At 43.8% G+C, this 21,209-nt stretch carries 17 protein-coding genes and 1 rRNA gene; 17 read left to right on the top strand and 1 reads right to left on the bottom strand.

From position 1 onward, the window contains the following. Window positions 1-271 precede the first annotated feature (271 nt). From MKY23_RS25130 to ligA, 16 genes are all read left to right on the top strand, one after another. Window positions 272-682, top strand: coding sequence for an FdtA/QdtA family cupin domain-containing protein (locus MKY23_RS25130; RefSeq protein WP_339832962.1), 411 nt, complete (start codon window positions 272-274; stop codon window positions 680-682). Further along, complete coding sequence (locus MKY23_RS25125) at window positions 675-1,229, top strand: acyltransferase (protein WP_222591839.1); 555 nt, start codon at window positions 675-677, stop codon at window positions 1,227-1,229. The genes MKY23_RS25130 and MKY23_RS25125 overlap by 8 nt, the downstream gene beginning before the upstream one ends. Window positions 1,230-1,250: 21 nt before the next feature. Next, entirely contained in the window at window positions 1,251-2,354 is a 1,104-nt protein-coding gene (locus MKY23_RS25120; protein WP_339832959.1) for a DegT/DnrJ/EryC1/StrS family aminotransferase, read from the top strand. Continuing rightward, entirely contained in the window at window positions 2,335-3,270 is a 936-nt protein-coding gene (locus tag MKY23_RS25115; RefSeq protein ID WP_339832957.1) for a glycosyltransferase family 2 protein, read from the top strand. The genes MKY23_RS25120 and MKY23_RS25115 overlap by 20 nt, the downstream gene beginning before the upstream one ends. Beyond that, entirely contained in the window at window positions 3,221-3,625 is a 405-nt protein-coding gene (locus tag MKY23_RS25110) for a GtrA family protein (RefSeq protein ID WP_339832954.1), read from the top strand. Before MKY23_RS25115 ends, MKY23_RS25110 begins: the two co-directional genes overlap by 50 nt. Window positions 3,626-3,641: 16 nt before the next feature. Then, window positions 3,642-4,385, top strand: a complete 744-nt coding sequence (locus tag MKY23_RS25105; protein ID WP_339832952.1) for a sugar phosphate nucleotidyltransferase — start codon at window positions 3,642-3,644, stop codon at window positions 4,383-4,385. A gap of 15 nt (window positions 4,386-4,400) precedes the next feature. Further along, window positions 4,401-4,961 carry a dTDP-4-dehydrorhamnose 3,5-epimerase gene (gene rfbC / locus MKY23_RS25100; protein WP_339832950.1) on the top strand — a complete coding sequence of 187 codons (561 nt, stop codon included), beginning with the start codon at window positions 4,401-4,403 and terminating at the stop codon, window positions 4,959-4,961. A gap of 18 nt (window positions 4,962-4,979) precedes the next feature. Beyond that, window positions 4,980-6,005 (top strand): dTDP-glucose 4,6-dehydratase, encoded by a 1,026-nt coding sequence (gene rfbB / locus MKY23_RS25095; RefSeq protein ID WP_339832948.1) that lies wholly within the window; start codon window positions 4,980-4,982, stop codon window positions 6,003-6,005. Beyond that, window positions 6,002-6,862: a dTDP-4-dehydrorhamnose reductase gene (gene rfbD, locus MKY23_RS25090; RefSeq protein ID WP_339832946.1), complete on the top strand. Its 861-nt coding sequence runs from the start codon at window positions 6,002-6,004 to the stop codon at window positions 6,860-6,862. The genes rfbB and rfbD overlap by 4 nt, the downstream gene beginning before the upstream one ends. 101 nt (window positions 6,863-6,963) lie before the next feature. Further along, window positions 6,964-7,908: a glycosyltransferase family 2 protein gene (locus MKY23_RS25085; RefSeq protein ID WP_339832944.1), complete on the top strand. Its 945-nt coding sequence runs from the start codon at window positions 6,964-6,966 to the stop codon at window positions 7,906-7,908. A 94-nt stretch (window positions 7,909-8,002) separates the two neighbouring features. Then, window positions 8,003-8,992, top strand: a complete 990-nt coding sequence (locus MKY23_RS25080; protein ID WP_339832942.1) for a glycosyltransferase family 2 protein — start codon at window positions 8,003-8,005, stop codon at window positions 8,990-8,992. Beyond that, complete coding sequence (locus MKY23_RS25075) at window positions 8,989-10,389, top strand: undecaprenyl-phosphate glucose phosphotransferase (protein ID WP_339832940.1); 1,401 nt, start codon at window positions 8,989-8,991, stop codon at window positions 10,387-10,389. The genes MKY23_RS25080 and MKY23_RS25075 overlap by 4 nt, the downstream gene beginning before the upstream one ends. 271 nt (window positions 10,390-10,660) lie before the next feature. Continuing rightward, window positions 10,661-11,536 (top strand): phosphatidylinositol-specific phospholipase C/glycerophosphodiester phosphodiesterase family protein, encoded by an 876-nt coding sequence (locus MKY23_RS25070; protein WP_154985926.1) that lies wholly within the window; start codon window positions 10,661-10,663, stop codon window positions 11,534-11,536. 214 nt (window positions 11,537-11,750) lie between these two features. Next, window positions 11,751-12,455, top strand: coding sequence for a heptaprenylglyceryl phosphate synthase (locus MKY23_RS25065; RefSeq protein WP_339832937.1), 705 nt, complete (start codon window positions 11,751-11,753; stop codon window positions 12,453-12,455). Window positions 12,456-12,915: 460 nt separating this feature from the next. After that, complete coding sequence (gene pcrA / locus MKY23_RS25060) at window positions 12,916-15,285, top strand: DNA helicase PcrA (protein ID WP_090923054.1); 2,370 nt, start codon at window positions 12,916-12,918, stop codon at window positions 15,283-15,285. A 118-nt stretch (window positions 15,286-15,403) separates the two neighbouring features. Beyond that, window positions 15,404-17,416, top strand: coding sequence for an NAD-dependent DNA ligase LigA (gene ligA, locus MKY23_RS25055; protein ID WP_339839696.1), 2,013 nt, complete (start codon window positions 15,404-15,406; stop codon window positions 17,414-17,416). 142 nt (window positions 17,417-17,558) lie between these two features. On the opposite strand, the gene MKY23_RS25050 is transcribed toward ligA, so the two are convergent. Next, complete coding sequence (locus MKY23_RS25050) at window positions 17,559-18,944, bottom strand: molybdopterin-dependent oxidoreductase (RefSeq protein ID WP_339832933.1); 1,386 nt, start codon at window positions 18,942-18,944, stop codon at window positions 17,559-17,561. Window positions 18,945-19,605: 661 nt separating this feature from the next. On the opposite strand from MKY23_RS25050, the gene MKY23_RS25045 reads away from it, so the two are divergent. After that, a 16S ribosomal RNA gene (locus MKY23_RS25045) occupies window positions 19,606-21,161 on the top strand. Window positions 21,162-21,209: the final 48 nt, after the last annotated feature.

The raw sequence follows: 21,209 nt of genomic DNA, 5'->3' as shown, positions 1-21,209 counted from the left end.
GAAATTCTCCATCAACAAGGAAAAAGTTAACGAGCCATCGCCAATGAACTCGATAGACCTCCTTCGATGATCTGACGGGAGATAGAACGCACGGCATCTTCCAAGTACGATGCAGAACAAGCCCAACAAGCGTAACATGAGAGGTGTGAGGCTCCGGTATCCACAGGGAAGCGGTCTTTAGGAGTATTGTTTGATAATAATGAAGATAGTTGGTTTAATGTGATTGAACTTACAGTATATACAAATATTATCTAATACGGAGTGGATGGATATGACAGCTAGTTATAGCAGGATTGAAGAGATAAGCGAGTTCGGTGATGAAAGAGGGTTTTTAGCAGTTTTAGAAAATAACAAGGTACTACCATTTGAAATTAATCGAGTGTTTTATATTTATAAAACATTACCTGGGGTACGAAGAGGATTTCATGCGCACTATAAAACAAGACAGGCTTTGGTATGTGTGTCAGGCTCATGCAAAATATATTTGGACAATACGATTAGAAAGACAGATATATTGTTAGATTCTCCTACTCAGATCCTTATACTTGAACCTAATGACTGGCATGAAATGTATGATTTTTCAACAGATTGTGTACTTTTAGTTCTGGCTTCACATTTGTATGATTCTGAAGATTACATTCGAGATTATGAACGTTTTTTGGAGGTATATGGCGGTGAGTAAATATTTTGTTCATTCCCAAGCTATTGTAGAAACAGATGATATTGGAGATGACTCTCGTATATGGGCATTTGCTCACATCTTGCCAAAAGCAAAGATTGGATCTAATTGTAATATCAATGATCATACATTTATTGAAAATGACGTGATTTTAGGTAATAATGTCACAGTGAAATCAGGAGTCTATATTTGGGATGGGGTTCATGTACACGATAATGTATTCATTGGTCCTAATGTAACTTTTACTAATGATCTTAGACCACGATCCAAACAGTACCCACCCGAATTCCTCAAAACGATTCTTGAGGAGTATGCATCAATAGGTGCAAATGCAACTATAGTGGCTGGAAATACGATTGGTAAGTATGCTATGGTCGGAGCAGGTTCTGTAGTTACCAAGAATATTCCTAATAATACGTTGTGGTATGGGAACCCAGCTCGATTGAGTGGTTATATTTGTAACTGTGGGGAGAAATTAAGCGAAACTCTGGATTGTCCCGAGTGTGGAAAGCACTACGGTTTAGAAGATAGCCTAATTGTAGAGATTTAATACTTTATGGGAAATAGGTGAGTGACAGTGATTCCTTTTTTGGATCTCAAAAAAATTAATTTGCGCCATGAACATGCCATTATGAATAGATTACACAATGTTCTACATTCAGGATGGTACATTTTGGGGAGCAAAGTAAAAGCTTTCGAGGATGAGTTTGCTTCATATTGTGGTACGCAATATTGTGTGGGTGTTGCTAATGGGTTGGATGCACTTGAACTTATTATTCATGGTTATGATATCGGCCCAGGTGATGAAGTAATAGTGCCATCCAATACTTATATTGCTTCGATACTATCAATTTCTGCTAATGGAGCTACCCCTGTATTAGTTGAGCCGGATTTGCTAACTTATAATTTGGATCCAGCCAAACTAGAAGAACATATCACTCCTAGAACAAAAGCAATATTAGTAGTTCATTTGTATGGGCAATCTTGTGATATGCATCCTATTGGAGAGATTGCTAATCGTTATGACTTGAGAATTATAGAAGACTGTGCTCAAGCTCATGGAGCACTATATGATGATAAACGCGTGGGGAATTTGGGTGATGCCGCTGCATTCAGTTTTTATCCCGGGAAAAATCTTGGGGCATTAGGAGATGGTGGAGCCATCACAACCAATGACGAAATTCTGTATAAGAAACTTTGTGCTCTTCGAAATTATGGTTCACAAAAAAAATATGAGAACTTATTTAAAGGCTACAATAGTAGATTAGATGAACTTCAGGCCCCCATTCTAAGCGAAAAATTAAATTGGCTTGATCAGGATAATGAGCGCAGAAGGGAGATAGCTACCTTCTACTTAAGTAATATTACTAATGAATATATAACGCTGCCAATCGTAGAGAACAAGCCAGAGTCACATGTGTGGCATCTTTTTGTAATTCGCGTAGAAAATCGGCCCCATTTTATCGAGTATATGAGTAGTAATAATATACAGACCATGATTCATTATCCTATTCCTCCACATAAGCAGGAAGCCTACAAGGAATGGAATAACCTTGTATTTTCGATATCTGAGAAAATTCATGCAGAAGTAGTCAGCTTACCCATAAGCCCAGTCATGGAAATGGAAGAAGTTATGCAAGTTGTGGAGGTCGTAAATGAGTACAGATCGAATTAAATTTTCTATAGTGGTACCCATTTATTACAATGAATTAAATATCCCGTATACCGTTCCACGGTTACAAAAACTTCAAAATCTTATGCCCGAATGTGACTTGGAGTTCGTGTTTGTGGACGATGGGTCTAAAGACAAATCTTTAGAGTTATTGCTCGAAGCCAAGAATCGAGATTCACGAATTAAGGTAGTCAAACTTAGCCGGAACTTCGGTTCGATGTCTGCAATACAAGCTGGATTAGGATATACAACTGGAGATTGCGTTGGGATAATCGCTGCTGATTTACAAGATCCTCCTGAAATGTTCAGAGAAATGCTGGACCACTGGAAAGTGGGTAAAAAAATTATACTTGGAACCAGGGCGGATCGTGAAGAATCTTTTTTTCAAAAGTTATTTTCTAATACGTATTATTACTTGTTAGAGAAGCTTGCGTTGAAGGGTTATCCGAAAGGTGGGTTCGATTTTTTACTAATTGATCAGCAGGTTGTTCAGGAAGTTATACAAATAAAGGAAAAAAACACAAATATCATGAGTCTTATTTTTTGGCTTGGACACGATCAGGTTCAAATTCCTTATGTCAGACAAGAAAGAAAGCTGGGAAAGTCTAGATGGACACTCTCAAAGAAAATCAAATTGTTTGTTGATTCATTTGTAGGTTTTTCCTATGCGCCAATCCGATTTATGTCTTTTATTGGTTTTTTTACCGCTATACTTAGTATTTTATATGGAGCTTTTGTCGTAATAAGTACACTTTTTGGAATTATTGAGTTACAAGGGTGGACCACGATTATCGCTTTAATAACATTTTTATTGGGTGTCATAATGGTTATGTTAGGAATGATTGGAGAATATCTTTGGAGGATATTAGATGAAAGCAGGGAGAGACCTTCCTATGTTATTGACCAAACGTTTGAATAAGGAATTTTTAAGATTTTTGATCAGTGGAGGAATAAATACACTGGCTACATACCTAATGTATTTATTTTTGTTGCTGTTCTTTAATTATTCCTTATCATATTCGGTATCTTACATTTTAGGAATCTTTCTATCCTATTATCTTAATTCGGTATTTGTATTTCAGGAGAAGATATCTTTCCGTAAATTTCTTAAATTTCCCATTGTTTATTTGGTACAATACTTAGTCAACATGCTGTTGATCTATGTTCTAGTTGAGTATGCTCATTTTTTTGTTCAAATCGTGCCCTTAGTTGCAATGATAATCACAGTTCCTATCACATTTCTTTTATCTAAACTAATTATAAAAAGCAATTAAATGGAGGTATTATTTTATGAAAGGAATCATTCTTGCTGGGGGCACTGGTTCTCGGCTGTATCCCTTAACTAAAGTCACAAATAAGCACCTTCTTCCTGTGGGGAAATATCCTATGATTTTTCATTCCGTATATAAACTTAAGCAAGCTGAAATTAAGGACATTCTGATTGTAACAGGTAAAGACCACATGGGGGATGTTGTAAACCTTCTTGGTAGTGGGAAGGATATGGGTGTCGCCTTTACTTACAAGGTGCAAGATGAAGCTGGTGGAATAGCTCAAGCTCTTGATCTTGCTGAGGATTTTGTAGGTGAGGATAAAATGGTTGTCATCTTAGGTGATAATGTTTTCGTAGATGATATATCATCTTATGTATCTAATTTTAAAAAACAAAATAATGGAGCAAAAATTATTATTCAAGAGACACCTGATCCGGAAAGATTTGGTGTACCTGAGATTCAAGATGGGAAAATTGTCTCAATTGAAGAAAAACCTGAATTTCCAAAGTCCAATTATGCTGTGACAGGTATTTACATGTATGATCATGAAGTTTTTCAAATAATAAAAAAATTAAAACCCTCCAAGCGGGGCGAATTAGAAATCACAGATGTTAACAATGCATATATTGAACGTAAGGCTCTTACCTTTGATATTTTACAAGGATGGTGGACCGATGCTGGCACACACGCCTCATTGGCTCGTGCTAATGAACTTGCTCGAGATATCGTCTTTGACGAAGAGTTTGGTAAGCTTAAGCTATAAAGGAGGTATACGTTTATGAGAAAAACTCCTCTAAAGTTGGAAGGTGCATCTCTTCTAGAACCTATAGTTCATGCGGATCATCGAGGATATTTTGTGGAAAGTTATAATACCTCAGAAATTACAGGAATCGGGATTAAAAGGGTATTTATTCAAGATAGTCAATCCTTTTCTAAGGAACCCGGGGTACTTCGTGGCTTGCACTATCAGCTTAATCCAAAAGCTCAAACCAAGCTGATTCGTGTTATTTCCGGCGCTATCTACGATGTTATCGTAGATATTCGTAAAGGGTCCCCGACGTTTGGTCAATGGGAAGGTTTTATTCTCAGCGAGCATAATCATCGTCAATTGCTGGTTCCAAAAGGGTTTGCTCACGGTTTTTGTACTCTGGTTCCAGACACCCAAGTCTTGTACAAAGTAGACGAATACTATTCCCCAGAGCATGATCGCGGCATATTATGGAGTGACCCGGCACTAGGAATTGATTGGCCTACGTCCAATCCGGTCTTGTCCGACAAGGATCAGAGGCATCCATTGCTGAAGGACGCGGAGATCAATTTTAATTTTGAAGTGAAGTAATTAGGAGGTTCCCATCCCATGAAACTGCTCGTTACCGGCGGCGCCGGATTTATTGGAAGTAATTTTGTTATGTATATGCTTGAGCAGTACCCGGACTATGAAATCGTCAATGTAGATGCACTTACCTATGCTGGGAATTTGGAGAATTTAAAATCTCTTGAAGGTAACAAGCGACATACCTTTATCAAAGCAGATATTACGGATGCTGCCCAGATGGATCGTTTGATTGGCCAGGGTGTAGATGTCGTCGTTAATTTCGCGGCAGAATCACACGTGGATCGCAGCATACTGGAACCGGATGTTTTTGTGCGTACGAATGTGAATGGAACCCAGGCACTACTTGAAGCGGCGAAAAAACACAATATCACCAAGTTCGTTCAAGTATCGACGGATGAGGTGTATGGTTCTTTAGGTCCAACCGGTTTGTTTACAGAGGATACTCCTCTTCAACCTAACAGCCCTTACTCTGCTTCCAAAGCAGGAGGAGATATGCTGGTGCGTGCTTACCACGAAACCTTTGGTTTGCCTGTAAATATTACGCGTTGCTCTAACAACTATGGTCCGCTTCAGTTCCCGGAGAAGCTCATTCCGCTTATGATCTCACATGCGTTGAATGATGAAGCTCTGCCTGTATACGGAGATGGCTTGAACATTCGGGATTGGCTTTATGTGGAGGATCATTGCAGTGCGATTGATCTTGTTATTCACAAGGGACGTAATGGTGAAGTCTATAATATTGGCGGTAACAACGAGCGGACGAACATACACATTGTGAAGACTATCTTGGAGCAGCTAGGAAAACCTGAGTCTCTAATCCAATATGTACAGGATCGTCTGGGACATGACCGGCGTTATGGCATCGACCCAACCAAAACGATGACCGAGCTTGGCTGGAAGCCTAAGCATAACTTCGAGACAGGAATTAAGGAAACAATTCAGTGGTATTTGGATAACAAGGATTGGTGGACTCGTATTCAATCTGGTGCCTATCAGGAGTACTATGAGAAACAGTATGGAGCTCGTTTAGGAGACGATAAGGCATGAAGGTTCTCGTAACAGGTGCCAGTGGCCAGCTTGGACGGGATGTTGTGCTTCTTTTAGAAAAAGAGGGGCATGACATTCTCGCTTGTGATCGGGAACAGATGGATATAACCAATCAAGCTCAATGTAACGAGGTTATATCTTCATATCATCCAGAGGTCATTATACATTGTGCGGCGTATACTGCGGTGGATGCAGCAGAGACCGATACGGATGGTGCATATAAGGTGAATGCAGTAGGCACACGTAACGTGGCTGTAGCTGCAGAGAAAGTCGGAGCCAAGCTGATTTACATCAGTACAGATTACGTCTTCGATGGTCAGTCGACTACTCCTTATCAAGAATATGATAATACGAATCCTCAAAGTGTGTATGGCAAATCCAAACGAGCCGGAGAGTGGCTGGTACAATCATTGTGTTCTAAATGGTTTGTAGTACGAACATCTTGGGTGTATGGCCTTCACGGTAATAATTTCGTCAAAACTATGTTGAAGCTGGGTCAGGAGAAACCGAAACTTCAGGTTGTTCATGATCAAAAAGGTTCGCCCACATATACTGTGGACTTGGCTTTGTTCCTTATCGAACTAATGGGAACAGAGATGTATGGGATATATCATGCTTCTAACTGTGGAGATTGTACCTGGTATGAGTTTACCCAAGCTATATTTAAGGAAGCTCAAACTGTTGTCGGAGTTTCCATTCAAGCTGAATTGGAACCTTGCACAACAGAGCAGTTTCCAAGGCCGGCTCCTAGACCTGTTAATTCAGTAATGGATCACTTGTCCATTCGAACTAACGGTTTAACAGATCTCCGCCCGTGGCGGGAAGGTTTACGTGATTTTATCCGTTCTATGTCATAACCAAAACAAATCTATTACTCAATAATGAACTCTCGCTCTTGTATTTCCGGGCGGGAGTTTTCGTATATAATAAAAAGAAAAGTTTAAATTTGAGGTGCAGAGTGAACCAATCTAAAGTATGTGTCATGCTTTCTACATATAACGGTGCAAAGTATATCGAGGAACAACTTGAAAGTCTGATCGCACAACGCCACATCGAGATGGATATTTACATCCGGGATGATGGCTCTTCCGATGGGACTCTCCTAAAGATACGTAAATTTGCTGAATCTATTCCCCAGCAGATCGGGATCCATATTTTCAAAGGTGAGAATTTAGGCGTGATAGGGAGTTTTTTTGAACTGATGCGTTTAACGCAGCCGAAATATGACTTTTACGCCTTTTGTGATCAGGACGATGTGTGGAAGCCTTACAAACTCAGCAGAGCTGTGGAACAACTTCAATCAAGGCCGTCTAATATTCCGCTGATGTATTGTTCTTCTACCCAAATGGTGGATCAAGAGTTGAATCATTTAAACATATGGCCAAAGATTCCTCCGAAACCACTCAATATGTGCAATGCTTTAGTCGAAAATTGTTGTGTGGGTTGTACCATGGTTCTGAATTCAGTTACATTCGAGCATCTCAGAATGAATCTCCCCTCCGATCAAACAAGTATCATTATGCATGATTGGTGGATATATCTTTTCGTTGCCTCTTTTGGTGAAGTAATCTTCGATAAGGAGCCAATGATATTGTATCGACAGCATCAAGGAAATGTCCTTGGTGGCAGCAATGATAAACTTATTACAAAATGGAAGAACAGATGGAATCGTTTTATGAATGGAAAGAATCATTTTATTTTAAGTAAACAGGCAAGTGCATTTTTTGAGATATATAAGGATCAGTTATCTACACAACAGCAAGAAGACATACAACATTTTTTGTATCAGAGGAATCGTAGTTTGCGTTATAGAATCAGTTATGCCCTGAATATGCCATTCTACCGTCAAGCCTCGCTGGATAACCTTGTTCTCAAACTCATATATGTAATGAAGAAGGTTTGAAGTTGTATCTTGAATCTACTTTTAGTCCCTTCTGATGCCAACATATGCTATACTTTCAATAGTTAAACATGAGACGAAGTCAGGAGTTTTCAAAATGATTCATACAACCGATGCTTCACTAAGCGAAGTATCACATATAAATAAAAATGATAAGGTTGACGTTAGCATCATCATCGTTAACTACAATACACGTCAACTGACAATGGATTGTCTGGCATCAGTTTATGCGTCTCAGACCTCTTACCAATATGAGATTATTGTCGTAGATAATGCTTCACGGGACGATTCGGTTCAGGCCATTCAACAAGCTTATCCGAATGTGCGGATGATCGCCAACTCTGCCAACACCGGCTTTGCCGTAGCCAACAATCAAGGAATGGACATTGCCGGCGGACGCTACATTCTGCTCCTTAATTCTGACACGGTCGTTCAGCCAGATACGCTCCATACGATGGTCTATTTTATGGATCGCCATCCCGAAATGGGGGCCTCCGGTTGTAAAGTCATTCTTCCGGACGGCTCACTGGATAAAGCTTGCAAAAGAGGATTTCCCACACCATCTGCGTCATTCTACTACGCGTTTGGGCTTTCACGGCTTTTCCCGGATCGGCCGAAGTTCAATCAATATCAATTGGGGCATCTTAGTCCAGACGATGAATATCCAGTAGATTGTCTGGTTGGTGCATTTATGTTGGTACGTCGTGAGACCATTGAGCAGATTGGTGGATTGGACGAGACGTTTTTTATGTATGGTGAAGATATCGACTGGTGTTATCGTATTAAAGAGGCAGGGTGGGGCATTTATTACTATCCGCGTACATATATTGTGCATTATAAGGGTGGTAGTGCCCGTCGCAAACCTTTGAAAATTACGTATGAGTTTCATAGAGCAATGTGGGTGTTCCACCGCAAGCACTACGCAAAGAAATATAATCCATTAATGAACGGAGCCGTATGGATGGGCGTATCTTTAAAGTTCACGTTATCCCTCCTGCGCAACTGGGTATCTCTGCCTTCTCGTTCGAAGAGAACTGTTACACCGACGAGAACGGAAAATGAAGTATCATCCGAGGTGAAATCATGATTCGGCGTAATCAACGGTTTTTAACTCAATTGTATATCGCATCTGACTTTGGTGTTATTCAAGTATCATTTTTGCTGGCGTGGTGGTTGAAATTTGAGAGTGATCTGTTAACAAATCAGAATCCGCTACCGATTGAAAAATATATGATGTGGAGCCTGGTATATGCGGTGCTTGCTATATTGGCAGGTCTTTTATCTTCACTTTATGTACCTAAACGAAAAAAGCGCTTTGTTGATGAACTTTGGAAAATAATCCAATCTCACGGCATAGCCTTCTTCATGCTGATGAGTCTGATGTTCTTTTTCAAGGAAGTAAATATCTCGCGTGCATATCTTGCGATGTATATGGTCGGTAACGTGTCCTTCACGTTGATGTATCGTTATATGGTGAAGCTGCAATTAAAACACCTGCGCAAAAAAGGATTCAACCGTCAGTTTGTGCTGATTCTTGGGGCAGGCTCACTTGGGAAACGTTTCTATGACAATCTCAAAAGTTATCCTGAACTCGGGTATGAAGTTACGGGCTTTCTGGATGATTACCGACATTGGGATCAAGTGGAACAAAAGAGATACAGCCCGATTCTAGGGAAAATCGACGAACTGGAAGAATTTTTGTCTACGCACTATGTAGATGAGGTTATTCTGGCTTTGCCGCTGGATGCACATGATAAATATTCGCATATTATCAATGTGTGTGAGAAGGCTGGAGTGCGCACACTGATTATTCCGGATTTCTTTGATTATCTGCCGGCACGCCCTCACTTTGATAACTTTGCAGGTATGCCGATGATTAATGTGCGTGATATTCCGCTCGACATTACCATTAATCGTCTTATGAAACGTGCGTTTGATATTGTGTTCTCGCTCGCAGCAATCATCTTCACATCGCCTATTATGCTCATTGTAGCGTTGGGGGTGCGTTTGACCTCTGCAGGGCCGGTGATCTTTAAACAGGAGCGTGTCGGACTTAACAGACGTAATTTCATGATGTATAAGTTCCGTTCTATGAAGGCGATGCCCGAAGGTGTTGAAGATACAGGATGGTCAACTCAAAATGATCCACGTCGTACCGCCTTTGGAACGTTTATAAGGCGTACGAGTTTAGATGAATTGCCTCAATTTTTTAATGTGTTGTTTGGACATATGAGCGTGGTGGGTCCAAGACCGGAACGACCGTATTATGTCAACCAGTTTCGGGATGAAATCCCTAAGTATATGATTAAACATCATGTTCGCCCAGGCATTACAGGATTAGCCCAGAGTAAGGGGTTACGTGGAGATACCTCTATCGAGGATCGGATTGAACAGGATATTTTTTATATTGAAAACTGGTCTTTATTATTTGATATTAAAATTATATGGGAAACCATTCGCAATGGTTTGAAAAATGCATATTAAGTTTTCATGTATATACGAGAAGGGCATCAGATAGCGACAGATGAATTGAATGATCTCTCTGGCTTCCCTTATCTGATCCTTTTCTCACACCATTGAAAGTCGCCTTTGGGCGGCTTTTTTGTTTTGCTCCTGCTTTATTCGGGTAGTTAGTTACCAAAAAGTAATGTTACACAACATGTACCGTCGTTAATAGTAAGTGAACAGCAATAATTAATTTGTGATACTTGTAAACTACTTTGACTAATACGTCTGCAAAGGATGTGTAAATGATATGAAACGTATTGCCGCCGTTTTGATCCTGTTGCTCGTTACTGTGGGTACACTCTTTTGGGCACATGACAGTCAAAGTGAGGAGCAACGTGATGGATTTGCAAACTACCGATTAATCGCCCATGCGATGGGCAGTATTCGGGAACAGCCTTACACCAACGCGTATGAAGCGATGATTGCCAATTATGAAAAAGGTACACGGGTATTCGAAATAGACTTCATGCTCACTTCGGATCGCGTAGCTGTAGCCAGACATGAGTGGACGGCTAACATGAGTAAAATGCTGGGACAGGATGAAGAGTTGCCAGAGCATAAACAGGCCGGGGCACTTACACACGATGAATTCATGAACACACCGATTCTTGGCATGTACCAGCCAATGGATGCCGATGGAATTATGAAAGTGTTATCCAAGTACCCGGATATGTATATTGTAACGGATACCAAAGAGCAGAAGGACGAAGATATTCAGCAAGTGCTTCGATCATTGGTCAATGCAGCGAAGAAACATGATTCGTCAGCTCTAAGCCGAGTCGTGGTACAGATTTATAATGAACCTATGCTTGAAAAAGTAAAGGAGGTTTACAACTTCCCGTCCATTATCTACACGTTATACGCTACACAAGATACAGAGAGCCAAGTTGTTGATTTTGTGCAAAATAACGATATTGATGCTGTAACGATGCCGGAATATAAAGTAAATCAGAACTTTGTCGCTAAGCTGAAGAAGGCTGGGGCAGTCACCTATGTGCATACCATTAATGATACCCAGCAGGCGGCCAATTATGAAAAATGGGGTGTGTATGGGGTGTACTCCGATGTCCTGACAGAGCAGGAAATGGAAGAAATGAATACAAGGTTTGCTTGGAAACCTTAAATCATTCAAGACCCAGAAGAGACTCAATATATGCTAAAAAACATTTGTAAGAGAATCAAATTTTAAGACATAGACTTTTTAGGGATGGAAACAGCAAAAAAGTCTGTGTTTTTTCTGTTCGCCTTTTATACGAACATTGACACCTACTGTCTGCTGACTTAGACTTAGTTTACAAGCTTTTTAGGATGCAGAAGAACCTCTGGAGGAATGTTCGTTGATAGACATGATTAAGCAGTGGAGACACGTATTTAAGCTCGACCCCGACAGGGAAATTACCGATGAGGCATTGGATCAGGTATGCATGTCTGGAACGGATGCGATTATCGTGGGTGGATCATCAGGTATTACGTATGATAATACGGTAGATCTGATGTGCCGGGTGCGTCGCTATGAACTGCCCTGTGTGTTGGAAGTATCCGATCTGGAGGCAGTTGTGCCCGGGTTTGACGGGTATCTGATCCCGATGGTGCTGAACACAACGGACAGCAGATGGATTATTGGACAGCACCAGCAGGCTATCGAGCGTTATGGCTATTTAATTCCTTGGGATTTGCTGATTACCGAGGGGTATATTGTGCTTCATTCGGACTCGACTGTGGCGAGGTTAACCGGAGCAGATACGGAAATGACGACAGAGGCTGCGGTTGCTTACGCTCAAGCTGGAGAACGTTTACTGAACCTGCCCATTATATATATGGAGTACAGCGGAACTTTCGGGGATATGGAGCTGGTTGGCGAGACGCACAGACAATTGGAGAAAGCACATCTCATTTATGGCGGTGGAATTGATACAGCAGAGAAAGCAAGACAAGCTGCCCAAGTTGCGGATACCATTGTTGTTGGGAATATTGTGTACAGCCATTTGAGCCAAGCATTGGAAACGGTACAAGCTGTGAAAGGCGATCAAAGTAACACCTGACCGGTTTAGTTTACCATTCCCCCACATCCCCTTTAGAATCTGTTAAAATAGATCCTTGTCCCTTTATTGATTTAATTTCATTTAAGTAATATTGCTTTCAGGTGCCTAAATCTCTTTCCGCCCATGTGCATTATGATTTATGTTTACACAGGAACGGAGAGTACAGGAGTAATCTGAAGAAACGAAGACTCCCGTTAAACAAACTGAAGATTTATTACAGTTTTTTTGGTGTTTTTACCTACCCACAAAGTATATGGCGACTATGTTTACACGCGAACGGAGAGGACAGAAATAAGCTGGAGAAGCGAAGCGTTCGCCTTTATTACCGGATATTCACCTTTAGAAAATAGTTTAAAAAATCCGGGAATAACAGCGATTGAAAGCTTATTCTGTCATCGGAGTGACAAGTGTAACCGCAGGACCCACTTATACGACCAACTAATGAAAGGAGCATGCATGCATGCAACCTGTAAATATACATGACGCCGTAGCACGGCTGAACACTCCTCAGCGGCAAGCTGTTGAGGCAACGGATGGGCCATTGCTTATTATGGCTGGCGCGGGCTCGGGTAAAACCAGAGTACTGACACACCGGATTGCCTATCTGATCGCAACACGGAAAGCACCCCCGTGGGGCATTTTGGCCATTACGTTTACGAATAAAGCTGCTCGGGAGATGCAGGATCGGGTATCCCAACTGGTAGGCGGATCTCAGGGCCGCGATATTTGGGTATCCACGTTTCACTCCATGTGTGTGCGCATCTTGCGCCGTGACATTGAACGGATCGGTTTTACATCCAACTTTAGTATTTTGGACTCATCCGACCAGTTATCCGTTATTCGTAGCTGTATGAAAGATCAGAACATCGATACGAAAAAGTTCGAACCCAAAGCTGTTCAGGCGATGATGAGCACGGCCAAAAATGAACTGATTAGTCCAGAGCAATACGAGAAACAGGCGGGCGACTATTTTGAAGGCATTGTAGCGAAGGTGTATACGATGTATCAGAAACGTCTCAGAGCCAACAACTCACTCGACTTCGATGACCTGATCATGGCAACTATTCAACTGTTTAAAGAAGTGCCGGAAGTGCTCGATTTTTACCAAAAGAAATTCCAATACATTCATGTCGATGAATATCAGGATACGAACCGTGCACAGTACATGTTGTGCCGTATGCTGGCTGACAGCCACCACCGTATCTGCGTCGTAGGGGATAGTGACCAGTCGATCTATCGCTGGCGTGGGGCGGATATTACCAACATCCTTAACTTTGAAAAAGATTACCCGGAAGCACAGACGATCCTGCTCGAGCAGAATTATCGTTCGACTTCCAACATCCTGAATGCGGCGAATGAAGTCATCGGCCTGAATACGGGCCGTAAACCGAAGAAGCTGTGGACGGATAAAGAAGGTGGATCAAAGATCAAGGTATACCGTGCCGATTCCGAGCATGATGAGGGGTATTTTGTAACCTCCGAGATTAGTAAAAATGTGAAGAATGGCAAATCCTATCAGCATCATGCGATTCTGTACCGTACCAATGCTCAGTCCCGGGTTATCGAGGAAATTTTGATCAAGTCTGATATTCCGTATCAGATTGTCGGCGGCATCAAGTTCTATGATCGGAAAGAGATCAAGGACATTTTGGCTTATCTGCGCCTGCTGTCCAACCCGGATGATGATATCAGTTTGACCCGGATTATTAATGTGCCGAAGCGCAGCATCGGAGATACGACAGTAGCCAAGCTGGCTGCAGCAGCTGGAGAACGCGGGGTTTCCATTTTCCGTGTACTGCAAGTGGTTGATGATCTCGGTTTCGCTGGTCGCACACGTAATGCGCTGGTGGAATTCTATGATATGATTGCCGCCCTGCACCAGATGGTTGAATATCTGTCCGTGACTGAATTGACCGAGAAGATTCTGGAGATGAGCCAGTATCGTGACGAGATGCAGAAGGAAAATACGATTGAATCTCGCGCAAGACTCGAGAATATCGAAGAGTTCCTGTCGGTAACGATGGAGTTTGAGAAAAATAATGAAGACAAAACGCTTGTTTCGTTTCTCACCGATCTGGCACTCATTGCAGACATCGACAGCATGAACGATGACGAAGAGGATCAGAGCGATGCGGTCACGTTGATGACGATGCACAGTGCCAAAGGTCTGGAGTTCCCCGTTGTCTTTATCGTAGGTATGGAGGAAGGGGTCTTCCCTCACAGCCGGGCTTTTATGGATAATGAAGAGCTGGAGGAGGAACGTCGTCTGGCTTACGTGGGGATTACACGGGCTGAGGAACAGTTATTCCTCTCGTGTGCACAGATGCGGACCTTGTTTGGGCGTACAACGGCCAATCCGCCATCCCGTTTCCTGGATGAAATCCCGGATGAGCTGAAGGAGGATACTTCCATTGCACGCGACCGTTACCGCCGAGGAACCAGCACAGGCGGAGGTTCATATGGAGGACGTGGTTTAGGCTCCAGTGGTGGAAGCAATTTCGGCGGCGCTGCAAGTGCGTCCAAGCTGTTTGAGCAACAAAGCCGAAGTGGTTCATCCGCAACAGCTTCATCTGGGCCAACGTCCCGGGTAACTACGAGTACATCTCGTCCAACCTTTGCGGCACCAACATCGGCTTCAAAATCGGCCTCATCCGAAAGTGCGGCAGGATTTAAGGCAGGCGACAAAGTGCAACACGGCAAATGGGGGACAGGTACCATCGTTGCAGTCAAAGGCAGTGGTAATGATACCGAACTGCAGATTGCATTCCCGGCTCCAGTCGGCGTAAAACGTCTACTCGCTGGATTTGCCCCGATTACCAAAGTGGAATAAGAATAAACGGCCTATTGTATGATACTGGACTGACATGAACATCGATTCTGCCATGTCTCCCGATTACAATAGGCATGTTCGTTCTACATATATTAAATATACGGAGGGATGGCCCAATATGGACCCGATGCACCGGATGGAGCAACTCGTTACCGAGCTGAACCAGCACAACTATCAGTACTACACGATGGATCAGCCGCAGATCAGTGATAAGGAGTATGACCTTCTATACGATGAACTGGTTACGCTGGAGCAGGAGAGCGGTATGGTGTTGCCGGATTCTCCCACACAACGTGTAGGGGGCGAACTGCTCAAGGGATTCACCCCGCATCGCCATTTATCCCCATTATGGAGTTTGGACAAAGCGCAGAACATTGAACAGCTTCGCAATTGGAATACACGTGTATTAAAGCTGGTGAATGACTATAACAGCAAAAACCCGGATAATCCATTGCCTGAACCGGGTTATGTCATTGAGCTGAAGTTTGATGGACTGACCTTGAACCTGACCTATACCAACGGTGAGTTGGTGCAGGCTTCTACGCGCGGAAACGGAACGGTGGGCGAAGGCATTTTGGCACAAGTGAAAACCATCAAATCTGTTCCGCTCAAAATTCCGTATACCGGAGGTACGATTGAAGTGCAGGGCGAGGGCATTATGAATCTTTCTGTACTGAATCGATATAATGAAACGGCTGCCGAGCCGCTCAAAAATGCACGAAATGCAGCCGCAGGAGCGCTGCGTAACCTGAATCCGAAAACGACAGCTGAGCGTCGGTTGAATGCTTATTTTTATAACATTGGATACTCGGATGATATCCAGTTTGCCAACCATCAGGAAATGATGGACTTCTTGCGTGAGAACCGTTTTAAAGTTAATCCGTCACTCACCTATTTCCAAGAATTTGATGACGTTATGGAGCAACTCGAAGCAATTCAGGAAAATCGGGGGCAACTGGATTACCTGATTGATGGAGCGGTCATTAAGCTCACGGACATGCGAACTCGTGAAGTGTTAGGCTACACGGATAAGTTCCCGCGCTGGGCAGTTGCCTATAAGTTCGAAGCGGAAGAGACAACAACCGTACTGAACGAAGTCGTGTGGAATGTTGGTAGGACGGGTAAAGTGACGCCGCTGGCGCGGGTAGAAGCCGTTGAACTGGCTGGAGTGACCGTGCAGAACTGCACCCTGAACAATGTGGGTGATATTGAACGTAAAAATCTGAAATTTGCGCTGGGTTCACGTGTCTTTATTCGTCGTTCCAATGATGTTATTCCTGAGATTCTCGGCAAAGTGACTGAGGAGAATGACGGAGAAGAGATCATCTATCCAGAGCAATGCCCGGCATGTGGATTCCCGTTAGAGCAACGCGGAGCGCACTTGTTCTGTAATAACAAGCTGGCATGCAAACCGCAGACGGTTGCTCGTATCTCTCATTTTGCCTCCAGAGATGCCATGGACATTGAGACCTTCAGTGAGAAAACAGCGATTCAGCTATATGATGAATTGAATGTGCGTGAACCAGCTGATCTATATACATTGCAGTTCGATGATCTCGTGAAGCTGGAGCGATTTGGCGAAAAGAAAGCGAATAACCTTCTCGCAGCGCTCGAGCAGAGTAAAGATCGGGACCTGGCTTCTTTCCTGTATTCCTTGGGTATCCCCAACACTGGAAAATCCACCACGCGTATGCTCGCCGATCATTACCGTGATCTGCATGCCATCATGAATGCTACCGTAGAGGAGCTGGTTGAACTCCCCGATGTAGGTGGTATTGTTGCGGAGAGCATTGTGAATTTCTTTGCCGATCCGTTCACACAGGCTGCTATTGAGAAAATGCTGAATTTGGGTGTGAAAGCACAGGCACCAGAAGCGCCAGCGGTTGTGGTGGAGGATTCTTTCTTTAGTGGTAAAACGGTCGTGCTTACAGGAACACTGCATCAATTGACACGTGAAGAAGCAACGCAGAGACTTGAAGCGCTTGGTGCGAAGGTCACGGGGAGTGTATCGAAAAAAACAGATCTTGTCATAGCTGGAGAGAAGGCAGGCAGCAAATTAACGAAAGCTCGTGATCTCGGTATTCCGACTATCGAAGATGAGGACGAATTGGTACGCCTGCTGAATCCTTAGAACGTTAATATCTACAGCTTTGCGTCAGCACGTGTCATAGGCATTAATTAGGTACGTGATACAAGTAGCTTGTAAAGAAAGAGGCCTCCAAAACACGCAAATGTCGTGTCAGGAGGCCTCTTTTGTATACGCTGGAGATCTGTTATGAACCCGTTATGTTAGGAAAACGCTGAGAAGCACCGGATAACCATGCATCTTTGTCGTATCCCCGTTCTTCCCAATACCCGATATGCTCGCTGTCGATGACTTCAATACGGTTCAACCACTTGACCGATTTGTAAGCGTACATCTGCGGAATAACGAGTCGTACAGGTCCACCAAGATCCGCAGGGATAGGTTTGCCATCATGCATGACCGCAATCATAATATCATCCATTTGTGCCTGCTCTAGTGTAATCGCATCGGTATATACCCCGTCTCCGGAATAAAATTTGACGCTGTGCGCTCCAGGCTTTATACCGGCGTTCTCCAGAAAATGCTTCAGAGGAATGCCTTCCCATGTATTCTTGTACACGGACCAGCCAGTAACGCAGTGGAAATCACTGACTTGCACGGTGCGTGCAAGCTTGACGAACTGTTCCCAATTCCAGATCTGAGCACGTTCTACAAGACCATCTACCCGAAATGACCAGTTTGCATTAGAGAATGATGGAATGGGTGTTACCGTATATACACGAAAGTGTCCCTCGGCGCCCCCGCCAATTGGAGGAGATGAAGAAGATAAAGGTTGCGGAAGTGGAACCATCCGATTGGGGTCAGTCTCAAGCATGCTGTCTATGCTGTTATCAAACTTGAGGTTTTTACCTACCCATGATACAAATGTAGGTCCAAGAGTAACGGCGAGTCCTATACCCACAGCAGAACGGATGAAGGCCCGACGGGTATATACCGGTTGCGGTTTCTCCATGTTTGGGACGTTATTTCTACCAGAGTCTTTGTCTGCAGGGAGAACAGATGTAGCTGCTGGTATGTTACCCGTGTCCGGTTCCTCTTTGTTAGCGTTGGGAGCGGCTGGTTTATTTACACTTGTCTTCTGTATCGATGGTTCATTCGTTTGGATCGTACGGCGTGCAGGGTCTTTTAACCAACGTGTACGTGTGATGGAGTGGTAGATGATGTAAGGTAAACCAACCCATGTGAGCAAATCGTGAATCAGAAGCGCGGCATTGGACCACTGTGGGCCGGCCAGCTTGAACTGCCATAAAACAATTCCGGATAATAGCCATCCGATCAGAAGTGCAAGAACGATGATGGTATTTGCTTTTTGCCATGGTTTATTGCGAAGTTGCTTCCAATGTTTGCTGGCCAAAAATAAGTAATACACGACAGGCAAAAGCATGGCGATGCCCACGGCGATATGTAACCATTTTAACCAAACACGTCCGATACCCAGAGTTTCACGCCAGAAGCCACCAATTAATATGAGACCAGTAATAGCAAGTATCACAACGATCCAGGCATTCCAGGCATGAATAGAAACGAGCTTTTTGCCGTAACCTTTACGCATCATTTTTAACCACTGTTTCAAGTGTTTTCACCTCACGTCATGGATTTGATCTAGAAATCAAAATCTTAGGCTAAAGCAAAATCGTAATAGATCAATATTCAAAAATCCAGAAGCGGATCTCAGATAAGTTGTAGGAAGGGCACGTGTAAATGTGGGCGTGCTACTGCTCAGTTGGAACTGTTAACAACCTTGGAGTACTCCCTTTTATTTAAAGATACCTTATTATAAAGTTTTTGGATCACTTACTTCAAATTTGATCTTTTCCGAGCTATCACCTCTCTTGTTTGGCTAAGCAAAGCTAAAACTCGCTTCATTTCGATCATTCTCTCCAGGCTTTAAGATCGATCTTATTTTCAAAATGATAGAAGTTGAATAAAGTACTTGCTAAAAGCATGACAGCGTGATATATTATTTCTTGTCGCTTCAAACAGAAGGTAGTCGAGTAGCTTTGAAGATTGACGAAAAAGATTGTTGACAGAAACTCAGTTAACATGATATGATGATTTTCCTGTCTGGTTGACGTAAGTTGTCGCAAGATAAGGTGAACAAGTTCCTTGAAAACTGAACAAATGGATAGTAACTTTTGATTCACAATGAATCGTCAGATTCAAAATGAGCTTATCGCTCTTTTCAATACCCCGATGAGTTTCAGAGCGTTTAACGACGCTGACGAAATTCATCTTTATTGGAGAGTTTGATCCTGGCTCAGGACGAACGCTGGCGGCATGCCTAATACATGCAAGTCGAGCGGACTTGAAGAGAAGCTTGCTTCTCTGATGGTTAGCGGCGGACGGGTGAGTAACACGTAGGCAACCTGCCCTCAAGCTTGGGACAACTACCGGAAACGGTAGCTAATACCGAATACTTGTTTTCTTCGCCTGAAGAGAACTGGAAAGACGGAGCAATCTGTCACTTGGGGATGGGCCTGCGGCGCATTAGCTAGTTGGTGAGGTAACGGCTCACCAAGGCGACGATGCGTAGCCGACCTGAGAGGGTGATCGGCCACACTGGGACTGAGACACGGCCCAGACTCCTACGGGAGGCAGCAGTAGGGAATCTTCCGCAATGGGCGAAAGCCTGACGGAGCAATGCCGCGTGAGTGATGAAGGTTTTCGGATCGTAAAGCTCTGTTGCCAGGGAAGAACGCTTGGGAGAGTAACTGCTCTCAAGGTGACGGTACCTGAGAAGAAAGCCCCGGCTAACTACGTGCCAGCAGCCGCGGTAATACGTAGGGGGCAAGCGTTGTCCGGAATTATTGGGCGTAAAGCGCGCGCAGGCGGTCATGTAAGTCTGGTGTTTAATCCCGGGGCTCAACCCCGGATCGCACTGGAAACTGTGTGACTTGAGTGCAGAAGAGGAGAGTGGAATTCCACGTGTAGCGGTGAAATGCGTAGAGATGTGGAGGAACACCAGTGGCGAAGGCGACTCTCTGGGCTGTAACTGACGCTGAGGCGCGAAAGCGTGGGGAGCAAACAGGATTAGATACCCTGGTAGTCCACGCCGTAAACGATGAGTGCTAGGTGTTAGGGGTTTCGATACCCTTGGTGCCGAAGTTAACACATTAAGCACTCCGCCTGGGGAGTACGGTCGCAAGACTGAAACTCAAAGGAATTGACGGGGACCCGCACAAGCAGTGGAGTATGTGGTTTAATTCGAAGCAACGCGAAGAACCTTACCAGGTCTTGACATCCAACTAACGAGGCAGAGATGCATCAGGTGCCCTTCGGGGAAAGTTGAGACAGGTGGTGCATGGTTGTCGTCAGCTCGTGTCGTGAGATGTTGGGTTAAGTCCCGCAACGAGCGCAACCCTTATATTTAGTTGCCAGCACTTCGGGTGGGCACTCTAGATAGACTGCCGGTGACAAACCGGAGGAAGGTGGGGATGACGTCAAATCATCATGCCCCTTATGACCTGGGCTACACACGTACTACAATGGCCGGTACAACGGGCTGCGAAATCGCGAGATGGAGCCAATCCCACCAAAGCCGGTCTCAGTTCGGATTGCAGGCTGCAACTCGCCTGCATGAAGTCGGAATTGCTAGTAATCGCGGATCAGCATGCCGCGGTGAATACGTTCCCGGGTCTTGTACACACCGCCCGTCACACCACGAGAGTTTATAACACCCGAAGTCGGTGGGGTAACCGCAAGGAGCCAGCCGCCGAAGGTGGGATAGATGATTGGGGTGAAGTCGTAACAAGGTAGCCGTATCGGAAGGTGCGGCTGGATCACCTCCTTTCTATGGAGAATCGTCTTCTGCAACGAAGACATTCAAATAAGCAAGTTC

The organism is Paenibacillus sp. FSL R7-0272, from assembly GCF_037969905.1.
Lineage (GTDB): Bacteria > Bacillota > Bacilli > Paenibacillales > Paenibacillaceae > Paenibacillus > Paenibacillus polysaccharolyticus.
The sequence above is the reverse complement of the archived record's forward strand: the minus strand, read 5'-3'. Positions and strand labels throughout refer to the sequence as shown.